The sequence below is a fragment of the Desulfoluna spongiiphila genome, assembly GCF_900101345.1.
GTDB classification, from domain to species: Bacteria; Desulfobacterota; Desulfobacteria; order Desulfobacterales; family Desulfolunaceae; genus Desulfoluna; species Desulfoluna spongiiphila.
The window spans coordinates 342,062-357,045 of sequence record NZ_FMUX01000002.1 but is presented as its reverse complement, the minus strand read 5'-3'; the positions used below and the strand labels follow the sequence as shown (position 1 = coordinate 357,045).

Annotated in this window: 10 protein-coding genes and 1 pseudogene; 3 read left to right on the top strand and 8 right to left on the bottom strand. The window is 49.3% G+C overall.

All coding sequences use genetic code 11. The features are described 5' to 3' along the window. Window positions 1-438 precede the first annotated feature (438 nt). Together BLQ12_RS04600 and BLQ12_RS04595 are read right to left on the bottom strand one after the other, a co-directional pair. The gene (locus BLQ12_RS04600) at window positions 439-1,590 is read right to left on the bottom strand and encodes a hypothetical protein (protein WP_092208723.1); all 1,152 of its coding nucleotides are present in this window, start codon (window positions 1,588-1,590) and stop codon (window positions 439-441) included. Between the two features lie 60 nt (window positions 1,591-1,650). Next, a complete protein-coding gene (locus BLQ12_RS04595) occupies window positions 1,651-3,927 on the bottom strand; it encodes a tetratricopeptide repeat protein (RefSeq protein WP_092208721.1) in 2,277 nt (758 codons plus the stop codon). A gap of 720 nt (window positions 3,928-4,647) precedes the next feature. On the opposite strand from BLQ12_RS04595, the gene BLQ12_RS04590 reads away from it, so the two are divergent. Continuing rightward, a complete protein-coding gene (locus BLQ12_RS04590; protein ID WP_092208719.1) occupies window positions 4,648-5,388 on the top strand; it encodes a PEP-CTERM sorting domain-containing protein in 741 nt (246 codons plus the stop codon). 153 nt (window positions 5,389-5,541) lie between these two features. Then, window positions 5,542-6,255, top strand: a complete 714-nt coding sequence (locus BLQ12_RS04585) for a CPBP family glutamic-type intramembrane protease (protein ID WP_092208717.1) — start codon at window positions 5,542-5,544, stop codon at window positions 6,253-6,255. 43 nt (window positions 6,256-6,298) lie between these two features. Here BLQ12_RS04585 and BLQ12_RS04580 read toward each other — a convergent pair whose 3' ends face one another. After that, on the bottom strand, window positions 6,299-8,845 hold the full coding sequence (locus BLQ12_RS04580) for an exo-rhamnogalacturonan lyase family protein (RefSeq protein WP_139163836.1): 2,547 nt from the start codon (window positions 8,843-8,845) through the stop codon (window positions 6,299-6,301). Between the two features lie 87 nt (window positions 8,846-8,932). Between BLQ12_RS04580 and BLQ12_RS27290 the strand changes: the two genes are divergently transcribed. Beyond that, window positions 8,933-9,088: a hypothetical protein gene (locus tag BLQ12_RS27290; protein WP_175469497.1), complete on the top strand. Its 156-nt coding sequence runs from the start codon at window positions 8,933-8,935 to the stop codon at window positions 9,086-9,088. A gap of 205 nt (window positions 9,089-9,293) precedes the next feature. Here the strand turns inward: BLQ12_RS27290 and BLQ12_RS04575 are convergent, their stop codons facing one another. The 5 genes and pseudogenes from BLQ12_RS04575 to BLQ12_RS04560 all read right to left on the bottom strand — a co-directional run bounded on the left by BLQ12_RS04575 (window position 9,294) and on the right by BLQ12_RS04560 (window position 14,891). Further along, window positions 9,294-9,749: a hypothetical protein gene (locus BLQ12_RS04575; protein WP_139163835.1), complete on the bottom strand. Its 456-nt coding sequence runs from the start codon at window positions 9,747-9,749 to the stop codon at window positions 9,294-9,296. A 540-nt stretch (window positions 9,750-10,289) separates the two neighbouring features. Then, window positions 10,290-10,451 (bottom strand): hypothetical protein, encoded by a 162-nt coding sequence (locus tag BLQ12_RS28470; RefSeq protein ID WP_139163834.1) that lies wholly within the window; start codon window positions 10,449-10,451, stop codon window positions 10,290-10,292. 612 nt (window positions 10,452-11,063) lie between these two features. Further along, a complete protein-coding gene (locus BLQ12_RS04570) occupies window positions 11,064-12,572 on the bottom strand; it encodes an asparagine synthase-related protein (RefSeq protein WP_092208712.1) in 1,509 nt (502 codons plus the stop codon). 495 nt (window positions 12,573-13,067) lie between these two features. Further along, window positions 13,068-13,226, bottom strand: a pseudogene (locus BLQ12_RS28290) (transposase); the annotation flags it as partial. Window positions 13,227-13,457: 231 nt separating this feature from the next. After that, the gene (locus tag BLQ12_RS04560; RefSeq protein WP_092208708.1) at window positions 13,458-14,891 is read right to left on the bottom strand and encodes a lipopolysaccharide biosynthesis protein; all 1,434 of its coding nucleotides are present in this window, start codon (window positions 14,889-14,891) and stop codon (window positions 13,458-13,460) included. Window positions 14,892-14,984 lie beyond the last annotated feature (93 nt).

Here is a 14,984-nt window from a genome sequence, read left to right as displayed (position 1 = left end):
CACCCATCTTCTGCGTTAGCAGAGCGTTGAGGTAAACCACTGCATCTTCATGAATATGGGTGCACTTGACTCGTGAAATAACCGGATTAGAGGATGAAACGGCCGAAGCCACGGCAGCCCTTAAGACGAACGCAAATTTTCAAGGGCCCTTTCGCGGTATGACCCCCAATGCAAAACGCCGGGAAGCCTTCCGGCACCCGGCGTTTTGCTTGGATACTCCATAAAAAACGTAACTATTCAGCTCAAACAAGCCTCCGGCGGCCCTGCCGGGGGCCAAACTTTTAAAAAGTTTGACAAACAGGTCTTAAGCAAGCCTTTCCAGGCTCCGCCAAAATAATTTCCACTTTTTTACATTAGAAACGTTTTTTGCGGAGCTTTTTTTCAAAAAAGCGACCCGCCGGAGGCAAGGTGAATAGTTACTAAAAAACAATGATTACCTCATGCCGTTTTCGTCTCTCCGCTGATGCGATGCAAAAAACCCAGCTCCGTGGCCTGGGAGTTTTTGGTCCCTATGGCCACGACCTCCACCTTGCCTCCCGGCAGGCGCAGAAAATAGATCCGGCCCTTGTAGGCAAATTCCGTTTCTAAAAACGTGTCAAGCCCTTTGCCTCCGAAGACTTTCCGCTTCACAGACACCCCGCCCGGGTCGCCATTCAACTGATGAATCACCTCTTCACACTTCAGCCGCATGCCCTCATCCAACGCGAGAAAGCCCTGCACAGCCCTCTCATGAACACGCAAATTTTTATAAAGCGTGGTCAGCCGCCTGGCCGTGATCTCCCGCTCCCGATGGGCCCGTTTGCCTGCTTTTTTCTCCTTAACGGGTCGATGCGCCTCAATTTTTTGCGTCAACTGCCTGATCTCTGATTTCTGTTCCGTAAGCTGCGTTTCGTTTTCTTCCACCAGGGATTCAAGGACCTCTATCTCCTCCACCATTTCTGTTTGGCTCTCGGTGGACTCAATCAGCTCCTTTCTGGCTTTTTCAAGAGACCTCCTCAATGCCTCCTGCCGACCCCCCAGAACTTCAAGCTGCTTTTCAGCGGCTCTTTCTCCAGCCCTTAACGACGCAATGGCACAGTCTCTCTCTTGTTGCTCCGCGGAGATGTACACGACCTGCTTGCGGTACACACGATACAGGGCGCCCATGGCCAAGGCACTGAAGACAAGAAGAGCCATCACGGACAGAGGGGCCGTCGGCCCTGTGAAAAATTCCACATCAACCACCAGCCCCTCTTGCAGAAGGCGATAGTTTTCCGTTGCCACAACCTGCCGATCATCCAGAGGTGAAGAGGGTGTATCGGTTACCGGGTATAGCAGCTCGCCAAATCCGGTCCTCACCGTTATCGTCCGGCTTGAAAAAAGAACAAAGGACAAGCGCTCTGCCACATAACGCGTTAGGTTGTCCCGAACCACTTCCTTAACCGCCGCCTCTCCGTCCCAAAGCGATTTCTCGCTCTGGAGAAGCACCTGCTTCATCTTGGCCTGATGATACCCGGCGACATACCTCTCGCACAAAGGCACAGACCACACGTACAGGATAACGGGCAACAGAAGTGAAAGCATAATCTGCTTGAATGGAAGGTATTTCATACGGTTGTCCCAGTCTGGTTACGAACCGGACACGCCCATTGGCATGGTGTCGCACACGGTTCAATACTGAGCCAGAAGCTCCCGGGCCGTGTCCGACCCTTTAAAATCCTCGCTGATGTCCAGAGCCTTTTGAAAGGAGTCCTTCGCTTTTTCCACGTCTCCGTTGGCATGAAGCGCCAGCCCAAGGTGATAGTTTACCATGGCGTTTTCCGGAAGCTTGGCAAGGCTGTCTTTGAATTCCGAAATGGCACTGTCGTAAAGCCCTTTCCGGTAGTACACCAGGCCCAGGGTATCCATGACGCTGGGATCATCCGAGGCTTTGCTCTTGGCCATCCTGGCAAGCTCCAGCGCCTCATCAATCTTTTCGTTGGCATCGGCGAGTATATAAGCGAGGTTGTTCGTTGCTGCGACAATATCCCCACGTAAGGACAGGGCATGCCGATAGCTCGCCTTGGCGGTTTCCACATCCCCGGAGCCCTCGCTCAAGATTCCCATGAGCACATGGGGCATGGGGTCTTTGGGTCTTTTCTCACTCAGCCCCTTCAGCTGTGCCACCACCTTGTCGGTATTTCCCTGCTTGTGGTACACCGACGCCAGACCGTAATAGGGACGGGTGATCTCCGGGCTTACATTAATGGCGGTCAGGTACGCACCCTCTGCCTTCTTCAAGTCGCCCATCTGTGCGTAAATGTCTCCCATCATGCCGTGCACCATGCCCAACGCCGCCGGTGTCTTCTCCACCACCTTGAGCTGCTCGCGGCACAGATCAAGGGCCTCACTCTCCTCGTCATTCATCATCCGACAACGGATCATGGCTCCAAAGACATCCATCAAACCGGGGTTGATGGCCCTTGCCCTTTCGAAATCGTCCATGGCAAGGGAAAGTTCCCCCTCTGCCATGTGAAGGGTCCCGGATCGAAAAAAGACAACCGGGCTGTCCGGCCCCTGCTGCTTCAGGCGGGTATAGATCAGCTGTGCCTCGGCGTTCTCACCCAGGGACCCCAGGGCATCGGCCATAAGAAGATTGGCCTTGTATAAGTCGGGGGATACGGCAAGAACCTTTTCCAGGCTCTCCTTTGCCAGCTGGAACTCACGGTCCCTTAAATACAATTCTGCCAGGGCAACCCGGGCTTTCAGGTGGTTTGGCTTCAGCTCCAGAGCCTTCAACACATCTTTACGGGCCAAATCGTTTTTCCCAAGCCCCATCCCGGACACCCCTTTCAGGTAGAAAAGGTTGGCGTTTGTGGTGTCCTCTTTGGTTGCCACAGTGAATGTCTCCAGGGCATCACCGAACCGTCCTTGCCTGAGTTCCAGTTCCCCCCGCAAGCTTAAGGCCGGCAAAAAGCCCGGGGATGCTTCTAAGGTGCGGGCAATCATCTCCCCGGCTTTTTCTAAATCCCCACGGTTTGCGTAAAATCTCGCAACCGTCACCTCGGCATTGCCGTCGTCGGGTTTTAAAGCCAAGGCCTTGAGGTACATGGCCTCGGCTTTTTCAACATCGTCTCTCTTCTCGTAGTACCGGGCCAGCTTCATGACAGGGCGAAAGGCCGTGGGGTCTTTGGCTACGGCGTCCCGATAGGCGATTTCGGCTTTCGCGTATTTTTTCCGGGCCGAATAAAAATCCCCCAGCACAATCAGTAACCCGGCATTGTCGCTGTTGGCCGCAACAATGGCCTTCAGTTCAATTTCCGCCTTTTCAAACTGCTTGCTGCGGGTCAACAGGTTTACCAGCTCCAATCGCGGGCGAATGGCCTCCGGAGCAATGGCAGAAGCCTTGCGAAGGACCTCTTCGGCCCCCTTGAAATCCCTGGCCCGTGTCTTCAGGCGGGCCACACCGAGAAGAGGCCGGATATCTTTGCTGTTCAAGGCAAAAACACGATCGTAACTCGCCAGGGCCTCTTTGTCCTGACCATTTACAGAAAACACAGCAGCAGAGACCATCAGGTATTCCAGGTTCTCCGGTGCGCCGGCAAGGGCTTTGTCAATATGATTCCGGGCCTCTTCCGTCTTTTTAGCAAGTAAATAGAGCCTGGCAAGGTTGAAGTGGGCCTCGCTGTGGCCCGGGTCTTTTTCAACCACCTTCAGGTACGCGCGAAACGCTCTTTTCGGATCCCCCTGCTGAATGGCGATGGTCGCGATTTCATACCACCCTTTCGAGTAGGTCGGATCAATCTGAACGCAGTTTTTAAACGCCAGGAGGGCTTCCTTGACATTTCCTTCATCGACGTAGGAACGCCCCTTTTCAAAATACGCATCCCGCTTCTCGCTATCGGTTGCACAGGCGGTCACGACAAAAACAAGCACACACAAGGTCAACGCAAAACGCTTAACTACCATAGTTCTACCCCCATATTATCCATGGAAACGCTTCATCGGCATCGGTTGGTGTTGACGGTTCAGAATCATCGGAAGAGATTCAATATATTGAGGTGAAAGCGCGTATGAAAAACAAATAAAATCGCCCACCGCACATGGCGATTATAAGGGACTCCCCATGTGCCGGATTTGGTCACCGAATCGCAACTGAATATTGCTTCCGGGTTACGAATCGCACGCGTAACAATGGGTGGACACAGGTCTTTCAGGGATCATTTATTTTAAGACTACGAGTAATATCAAACCAAATTGATATGATCCCCCACCGATTGTGTCAACATATTTATTCAAAAAAGTAAAACATGAAGCTCATTACATAACTACACATAATTGTGTGTGGTCCAATTCACATTGGACCGACAATAAATGTATTCCGTCACGTCTGTCACACCTGAAGAGCCTGGCCTGACGGTGCGTATCGAAAAAAGAGTCAATAAAGAGTAAACTGGCATCAATACTGCTACTACTCTCGGCGAAAGATTCGCTGGCAGAGGTCAGCAATTAGAGTTCATCCGATTTTTTTTGCCCACCACGTTCACCTGAAAAAAATACGGTGCACCCCACCCGCACCAGAGCATTTTGACCTGATGAACGCCCATTGAGCCTTAAAATTTTGGATAAACAACTTCCCTTGTAGAACGTTTCACTCATAACACCTTACGACAGCAAAGGAGACGACGCATGAAAAACCATCTCAAAATCTGGGTCTACACCTTCCTGGCCATCTTTTTACTGGTCGGGAGCGCCTACGCCATTCCCGTCGATTCAGACAACAACCCCATCCAGAACTCCGAAGGGTATGTCTGGAACGACTCTCCGTACTGGTCCTTAACGGATTACACAACGGCTGAAGACGGCGAGAGCACCTTTATCATGACGGTCAGAAATTCCGGATACCACGCTGATTTCGGACTCTTTTCCGTCGACGACACGGCCGCTGCCACCCCCACGGTTACGGAAAAAGTCCAACTGTTCAGCAAGTCCGATTCCGTCGGCAGTGAAGCCCAGGCTTTCTTCAAAAAAGTGGGCCTTGACTGGTACATCAACACTGAAAATGATTTCAGCTCTTTAGGAGAGCCCGGCGGTGCCGTAAAATTTGACGACACCTTCGGCTTCTACTTCAGTGTGTACGCCGATGAGGCCAGCGCAGAAGCGGACTACGAGTTTTACTCAAACTGGGACCTCAACTCACCCGATGACGAAAAAGGTGTACAGCACATCGCCATTGAGTACAAACAACCCAACCTGGCCCGTATTTACCTTGACGACGAAATTGGAGAAAATCCGGATGGTGATTGGGACGACATGGCCATCATGGCCATCGACATCAGGCCCGTTCCCGAACCGGCATCCCTTGCCCTCCTCGGCATAGGTATTCTGGGGCTTGCAGGCCTCGGCCGACGAAAGTATGCCAAGAAATAGAGCGCAGCATTACCCTTAGCAACTCGATACACATAAAAAAGGAGAGTGGGGTCGTTCATCCCATTCTCTTTTTTTATGGTGCAGCACCACGATGAGACCACCGATGAAGCCAGGCATAGATTTCAACGTGTCTGCACCTAAGCAAAGGACATCATGGAAAAACCTGAAATGGGGGCCATGTCCCCCCTCGACATAAGCAATCGCACCCTTCTTATCCTTTACCTGTCACCCTACGCCCTTTATGTGCTTATTCCCATGGTCACAGACTCTCCGACATTGGGTTACGCCCTGAGGCTGGGCCTGGTCCCCCTGGCCCTGGCCCTCACCTGGAAAAACATTCTCCCCCTTACAGGGCCCAGGCCCGTTGGTTCATCGCTGCTCTGGGGAGGTCTTACGGGTGTAATCGGCTGCGTCCTATGGGTCTGTCTGGCCAAGCCCTTCGAGCCGCAAGGAAGCCATACACCGTGGTCCCCTTTGGCTTTCTGGCTCCGCTTTGCGGCCGCATCCCTTGTGGTCCCACTCTTCGAAGAACTCCTTATCCGGGGCTACCTCTTCCGCCTGATTCTCCAATGGCAGCAGGCCCAAAAAAAGGGCTCTCACTCGCCTTTGAGTGAAGCCCTTGATGAATGCGATGTACGCTCCGTTGAGCCTGGAGCCTGGAGTTCGGCTGCGATCTTTCTCAGTTCCGCCCTCTTTGCCATGGGGCACCGACTCTTCGAATGGCCGGCGGCCATGGTGTACGGAGTACTTCTCTCGATGCTCTGGGTCGTGAGAAAAGACATGGTGGCCCTTATTTCAGCCCATGCCGTGACCAATGCCTGCCTTGCTACCTATATCCGCCATACAGGGCAGTGGGCCCTCTGGTGATATTTCCGTACATGCCCCCGAGACATGTGGTCAATATTCCTGTTTAATTGGGCGGGCACGGCAGGCCCTGCAGATGATGGGGATTAAGAACATACTTGACGGCAAAATAGTAATCCACGTCCGGGTCATAGGATTGATAACACGAGTCCTCATCAGTCAATTCGTAGCGCTGGTTGTATTGCGCCATGACTTTTGCCACATCCACCGTAAAGGTCTCAGGCGAACCGGCCCTGAACGACGGTGACGGTTCCCCCGCCACATTGAGTGAGGCCCAGAAGTTATCGTATCGTTCCGAATCATACTGAAATGCTCTGGTCCTTTGATCAAAATGAAGGCGTTCAACCATGGGGACTGGGGCGTATTTCACCTGATACGATTCTATACCATCTTTGGGTGTAATCCAGTTCAAGGTGTAGCTGGAGCCCTGTCGTGTAATGCGGGGAGAACTCGAGTTTCCCATGTCTACGCGCCCGTCCCCTATCGCATCAACATACCCGGCCACCACGTCCCGGTGGTAGTAGTAATCGACAAAACGAGACATATACGGGGTGTACCCCCTCTCCCGGGACTGATAGGTCATAAGACGCCCGATATGGGGTTGATACGCCGTTAAAAATATCTCATCCCCTGTTTTTTCATACCCCAGGGACATCAGAAAAGTCAGGGGGTATTCGGCAGTGCACTCTTCATCATAGAAATTGGCCTTATCAAGGTCAAAGAGATACGGCTGATGGACCAGGTCCAACACCTCGTCCAAGGAATGCCACGCCATGCCCAGCATAAAATCTTCGAAATCCTCATAGTACAACGGATCATCAAATACATCCGGCTGATAACACCACAGACTGTTGGGTAAAATGTCGTTGGCCATAAACAGCTTGTTCCATCTTTCGTACTTCGGCCGGCTTCCATCCCTGGACAGATAGAAAAAACCCCTATCCAAATCCCAGCCATCCTTCATGTCATCCAGCCTGTCGGATCGTAGCCTGTGAATCTGCCGGACCATCAACCTGGCCCTTGATCTATAATAGGACGGATCTTTCAGGTATTGAGACAATGCACCAAGCCGCCTGAGGGCACGAGACATAACCCTTGGCATAGGCCTTTTAAAAACCCCTTCGTAGTAACTCCAATTAGGTACGCTGGTTCCCTGTCTGTAGGCGGTGTATTCGGCATATTCCGCCCATGCCTCCATCATGGATTCATCACCAGTTAAAAAATAACCGATGGGCACGGATATGTCGTGGCTATGCTCATCATCGAAAAACTTTGCATTGAAGGCCTCCTTCCCCTGGTTTTCCGGATAGGTGTTATTGTTGTTGGACCAGTAGGTCACGCCGTCTTTGTAAAAGTTAAAATCGTCGGAATAGGGTGTAGATCCGAACATCTTGTGGTGGTCATCATTTAAAGCGGATAGGAACGCACCGCTTTTCCCGGACCTCAAAAAATGGATGTATTTGCAAAGCTGAAGGTCGTACTGATTCGGGCCGCCCCCCATGCCCCAACAGTAATACCGCCGAAGGCTATCAACATTTGAAATTTCGTAGTTCCCATGCCCGACAAGAGCGAAAAAATTACGCGTTTCCTTATCACTTGCCATTCGATCTTCGCCGTAGATAGCCTTTGTCCTCAAGTAGTGCGAAAAGTTAGCCCTACCAAAAAGGGGATACTGCAGAGAATAGAATGAGTGTTTTGGTGAGGTTTCCGGCGTGGTAAAATCCAACACCATTTGTCGTTTGTCATGGGCAAAAAAAGCGAATTTAATACCTTTTTTAGAGTTATAAGGACTGTAGACGTCAAGAAAAATCGTCCCCTTATCAGACAGGGTAAACCCCGCGGGCCACATCCCGTAAAGGTTGCGAATACCAAAATTGATGCGTCTGTCACCCTTAGATACCGCCCCCCACCCTTCGGTATGGTCCGCTTCATTACCAAGACCCTTGATAATTTTTGATCCATTGACTACAGACAAGCCGACATCAGGCACCAGTCGCTCCTTGAACATATCTACGCCGCCCATATACTCAAGGTACTTGTAATTACTATACCCCTGATACAAATAAGCAGAGCTATCGACCTCAGCGCACATTTCCTTACCAGGGCCTGTTGAAAAAATAAAAACAGAAGAAGAAAGCGTCGTGGGAATCTCAACCTGGACCGAATCAAAAACTTTCATGGAGTACGATGAATAGGAGGCATTTTTAAGAATCAAATCAAGGCGCGTACGCCCGGTACCCCGATAAAAATAGATCCGCATCGTATATCCGAATAACCACTCCCCGCTTTCATTTTTGAGGTGCCCGTCGCACTTCACAACGGCTTTCACAGGACCGTTCTCTTCGATTACAGCCGTGGACATGGGATCGCGATGGGAGGCATAGGTGCTGGTTCCGCTCCGGGCTGTGATGGCCCCAGTCCCCCTTACATAATCAAAGTCCCCGATCCGCACCGACTCAAAGACATTGAAATGGGCTTTTTTTACCGTAAAGACGGCGACTCCCGTATCCACCGTAATCGTTGCCCCTGTATCCCGAGCCAGGTTCGGTCCCTTGCTGTTGCCCGTCCCGTTTGTGAGGTGCAGCTGGGTCATCTCCCCCCCCGATACGCTGGCAAGGGTATCCACTAGCACCCATTGGATATTCCCGCTTCCGTATCTGTGCAGGGGACGAAACTGGTAATGGGAGGCCCCGTTAAGGCCAAGGGCCCCGATGTCTTTGATCCCATCCGAGTCCATGAGCGGTATGCCGAAGGAGACGACTTCGTTTGCCCGGTCAAGGCCCGTCACGCCTTCGGGAAGCAGTTCATGGACCATGACGGGAATCGGCTTTTCTAACAAACCATACCCCGTAAGGGGCATGAGCCATACAGCCAGAAAAAGAGGTACAATCCAAAATAGTCGCTGGCTTGACATCAAAGCGATGCTCCCAAAAAGACTCAAGTACAAGGGGAATAAATTCCCACTTATGGGACGGTCGGAAAAACTTGGCCACCCGGCCGTCCCATTCGAAAATCAAAATTCCTGTATCATCATGATCTCGTTACACCCTGGTGGCCCACTTCTTATGGACGGAATGACTGGTGCCCCCCTCCCATTCGTATTCAATGAGGGCACTTGCAACACCCGAAGGATCGAGGTCCAATGCCGTCAGCTTACACTGCCCACACCCGTTTGACTCCTCAGGAAACGGATACTCTGTCCACCCCAAACTCATCATGGCCTTGTTGCTGCTGACCCAGTGCGTACCATTGCCACCAGTAAACGGCCCCTGCCACCCTCCCAGGCCATAAACGAGAGCGAAGAAAAACGGATCCGACGTTGCCTCCGCTGCACCAAAAAGCACGCCGTCGTTATTGAAAAACATTGGCCATGAGAACTTATCTACAACATACCCGAAACAAAACCTCTCCACACCTTGAGGCCCAGAAATTTCGATACAGCTTTCATGCTTGTCGGTTCCAACACAATTCCGAACAACAAAATCGTAACTCATCATGGGTTCCTTTCGTCGTTTATTAAGATAAATATTACGACAAATCGATTTCCGTGGCCCTGGCACACATGAGCTACAGATCTCAATAAATATCTGATAAATACCCGTACCGACGGGATCCAATAATCTGCAGGAGAGGCACACTGAATCGCTTGTATTTCGGTACAAAGGCATCCAGCCTGGAGGAGGCCTTGCGGGGGGAGAGCAGTGACAGGAAACAGACGGGTGCACGGCCCTGTCCCCTTTGCTCCCACTGGGTCGAAAGCTCTCTTTCGAACCGGACGTTGCAGGGTACATGCCCCGGATATGTCTGCCACGGAACGGCGGTAACGTGGGCCGGAAACAACCGGAGCCACTCATGAAAAATGTGTGGTAAAGAAAGTCATCCACGGGCGCCTGAGCAATGGGGGTCAGAAAATCGGGTCTCCGTCATCTTTGCGGCGCTATTTTGATACTCCGAGAAAATAAAGGCCAAATCCGACGACCGAAATCGATCGCAACCCGTTCAAAAGCCTAAGGGCCATACCATGAAATAATTATACATTATTTGCCAAAGTGATTTATATCGACGGCCCACTTCTCGATACCAGGGACACGATATATTTGCCTCTCTAAGGCATCCATAGTCTTTTTTGTTAGGGAAACACCTTTTTGGTAGGTCTTGTGGACAAACGTAACAACAGGATTGATACCTTTCCATGTCATTGTCCGCGCAAGCCCCAAAGCTTTGTCGGTTGTATTAATGAATACCTTTAGTTATAGCGCATCTATTCCATCCAAGGCAGAGTTCCGCTTTTCGTTTGTCTTTGGGCCCCAGAAGTTTTACCACTGTTGCCATAAATAGGCGACGGTCTGAACCGGTCAACGTATCGCGCATTTCATTGAGAAAGGCACATAATTCAGGCGTAAGCTCCTCAATGATGCTGGAATTTTATAATCGTTTTGTAAGGACATAACTTGTATTGAGTTTGAGGTTTAAAGTTATGCCTAAGATAATTTATATTGATTGAAAAATCTAGTACAAGTTATTTTGCTCATATCTGCAGTTTGTATAATTATTTCTTGGGCAGGCCCTAAGGTGCGTTTAAACGTGTAACGCATCGCTTTTTTGGGCACATACTCCTCAGTTCTAATGACCACTCAAAGAGTCAAGCTTCTGTGTGCTTTTTGTATCATCAAGAATTTTGCAACGAAATGAAAGGTTGCGTTCAGCATTCAATTCTTGTGGCCGACACAATCGACAACGGCCCTATTTTGCGTGAGAATTCGACTCACGCGGATAAAAATCTTCAGCACACATGATGGAATACATAATCTCTATATTCCTCGATAATACTCTGCTAACTGGCTAAGATAGATTGGAACTTGATACGTGCCTTTAAATTGGTCATAATATTTCATCGACAATAGACTCTTAAATAATCTTAAATAAAAAAATGACGGACGGCACATAGATGGTTTTACTAAGGAACCGAGAGAAAAACGTGTAAATTCTGCCAACTGAAAGTAATTAGACGCAACCCCACCCTTTTGAGGTAATTGCATTTTTGTTTCATACGGAAGATGTGCATATGCCGGATATTGTTTGGCGATCGTGTTTTGATGGAATGTGTGATCCAAAAAGTACTCAGCTGGTAACGAAGTAAGGAAGTTATATAATTCATGATCTAAATAGGGAGCGAAAACATGTGTTTTTTGACCCAAAATCCCCCAACTAGATAATGCAACAACCCTTCTTGTTCTATTCCAAAAGAAAAATTGCCCTATAGGATTTGGTGTATTTACGTATCTTTTTAATTCTTGCACAAGAAGATTAACAGCTATATCCCTATTAAATCTACTATAAGCCGAATTAGTCAGCATATGAGGCAGATGGCCCTCAAAACCTAAAATTTCGTTGGCAAGTTCCTCGAATTTGTTCCTATTGTAGAGGTTCAACCTATGTTCAGTTAAAAACAATCCTGCGGAAAGAACGTCCCCGCCAATGCCATCGAATATTGCATCGTAACCTTCTTCCAACAAATATCGTGACAAGGGTAAAATCCAAGAATGATCTAATGAGCAGAAATTGGTGAGTATATTTTTTTCTTTTTCCATTCTCAAAATGGATAAATCCTGTTCAAGAATTACGTGTTTGAAATTGAAATATTGGCATACTTCCTTGGCAATTTTTGCGTCTTCATTGGGTTTGGGGGGTTGATGCTTCATGGTTATACACGAATATGGTTTTAGTCCGGAAGCCATCAATTCAAATATAATATGGCGTGAGTCTCGACCACCAGAAAGAGGAATTCCTATTTTTTTTGGAAATGCCTCTCTAAACTTCAAGACTGAACTTTTAAATAGTTCGCCATATATATTTTGAGCATCTTTAATCGAAGGGGTTACGTTTTTCCCGCAGGATATCTCTCTGTTTTCTATACTAAGACCGTTTCGATCAAATTGTAATTTGGCACCGGGGGGTAATGCTTTAATTTCAGAAAATGGAGTGGTGTCTCCAATGAATATGCCCATTCTGAGGAATACCGCTACAGCAGCAGAATCTATCTGATAATGATCTTCGTCTGCAAGTAAATTAGCAATTGATGACGAAAAATTTACACCACTGGATGTTCTGGTGTAATAAATTGGATACATTCCAAACCTATCATTGAATATGGTCAGAATGTCGTTGTTTGTATTCCACTCGGTATAAATACCGTTATCGCCAGATAGAGAATCCAATTTATAGCCAAAAAAGCCGTTTTCTGGGCCCCGTAGAACCAATGACTCATTTACCCATTTGGCTGAACATCGAAATTCCCCTGTAGAACCAAGAACAAGCATATATCCCTCTCTCTTGATAGTATAACGAGCCTGTAGAACAACCCCTTTTTCAGGAATACCGGGACTGGACTTAAATCATTGAATACCCGTTTTCCCAAAAAAGTGAATTCTATGATTTAAAGCCATCATGAACGATTTAGACTCAATAAAACACCCCCATTGTCAGTGCCCGAATGTATCTTTTTTAAGCGCTATCAGACCATTCATAATGGTGAACGTCATTTGCTGCGATGCTCTAACTGTGAAAAGGTTTTCTCCCAAACCCACAACATCGCGATGGAAAGGATTAAATCACCCATCAGTACGGTAGCCGCAACCTTGAGGCTTCGAAGTGAAGGGCTTGGCCTTCGTGCTACAGGGCGTATATTAAACTCCCACAAGGGAACAATTGCTGGTTGGGAGAGCAAATTTGCAGAACAGAAGGCTTCTCTTATGCTGTATGCATTTTGCCATTGACTACGATCACCCCCAATCTTCGACCACGGAACGGCAAAGTTAAGGTGGAATTGGCATCCCAATTTTTCGGCGTAACTGCCTCTTCCAGTTTGATATCTGATTCGGATGAATGTTATATTCTGCAGCGAGTTTGGCTAAAGTCTTCACTCCACGGATTCCCTCGATCGCTACTTCCGCTTTGAATTTATCGGTAAATTTTCTTCGTTTTTTCCCATCTGCATCCTTCCTCTATTATCATTTTCGAAATGCAGATTCCACTTACTAATGGGGTCATATTACACCCGACATTTGGTGCGCCATAAGGCCCTGAATATAATGCCCGCTGAAGCAATTACTATGTCGACTGGGATTCGGCCTCATTAGTAAGCCAGTGGTCCTTAAACTGGGGGTAACCGCGCGTGTACACTTTAGTCGATTTTTGAGGTGTTATCAGGTGGTCTTCAGCATGGCAAAGACATCTGAAAACCAGGTTCGATCAAATAGGTGCAACCACACTCCGTACACAAGGGCGCCGATGCCGATGAGCAGGGCAACCGAGAGGTATGGGTGCACGCCCCGCGCAAAGCCGGAGTAAGAGACGACCCCGTACATCAGGAGACTTCCGCTCAACGGCACGCTGATTGCGCGAAGATACGCCCCAACCCGGATCTGGATCAGCGGAAGGGACAAAATGAGAACCACCAGCCAGCACGCGGGATACATAACGACCCAGGCGTAGCAAACGCCCAGGACGCCCCCACGGGTGGCACCCACATAAATGGACACCATCATCACCGCAAAGGTGATCATGATATTTCTCAGGGAGTAACCGGGATTGCCGATGCCTTTCAAAAGGGGCGGAAGCAGCACCGAAAGCATCCTGAAGGGCATGACAAGGCACAACAGTTTAAAAGGCTCTACAACCGCTCCCCACCTGGGCCCCACACAAATGGAGATCACCTCCGGGGCGATGCTCGACAGGCCCCAGAAAACGGGAAACACAACCAGGCTTGAAAACTTGACGGTCCTTAAAAAATAGAAGGAGACCTTCTCGAACTCGTTCTGGATTTTTGCATAGGCGGGAAAGGCGACTTGAGAAAGGATCGGGGATATCTTGTTGAGGAGAATGGAGGAGAGGTGCATGGCAACGGAGTAATACCCGAGGACCTCCTGACCCAGGAGCTTTCCGATCAATATCACGTCGAACTGGGTGTAGGTATACCACACGATCTTCTCAAAGGTGACATACCCGCTGAAGGAGGCATAGGCCCCAATGGCTCGAAACCGGAACACCGGGCGCTTCCGGATGGGGGACACAAAAAGATACCCCACCATCTGAACACAGATCAGCACGTAACTTCCCGAGACCAGAGCCCAGACACCATGGCCCAGGAGGGCCACACCCAATGTCGTCGCTCCGCTTGCGATGCTTGCCGAAAAATCGATCATGGATTTCTGCTTGAAGAGGAGCTCTTTTTCGATGAGGGCCTTTGGGATGGTCAAAAAAGGGATCACCAGAAACTGAAAGGAGAGAACGCGCACCACATGCACCAGGGCGCCGCTTTCGAAGAACAGACCAATACACGGTGCCGAGACGAACAACATGGCAAAAAGCACCACCCCCACACAGATAACAAACCCGAAAATCTGTTGAATGACAGAATCCTCAATATCCCTGGCCTGGATAATTGAAGCTCCGAACCCCAATTCACTGATAAGCTGCAAAAAACCAACAAAGATCCCGGCAGATGCCATCAACCCGTAATCCGAAGGCGACAAGAGCCTGATCACCAGAATGGTGACAGCCCAGGTAAACACCTGGCCCATAAATTTGCCGATGGTGAGCCATTTCAGTGAGTGGAGGACCTTGTTTTTCAAACTCATGTTTCGAAAAGTATCCTTGGAGTAGGTAATGAGGCAAGTCACCTCGGGCGATGCGATTCAAAACGCCGCAAGCATGCTCCGGTATGAGAGACA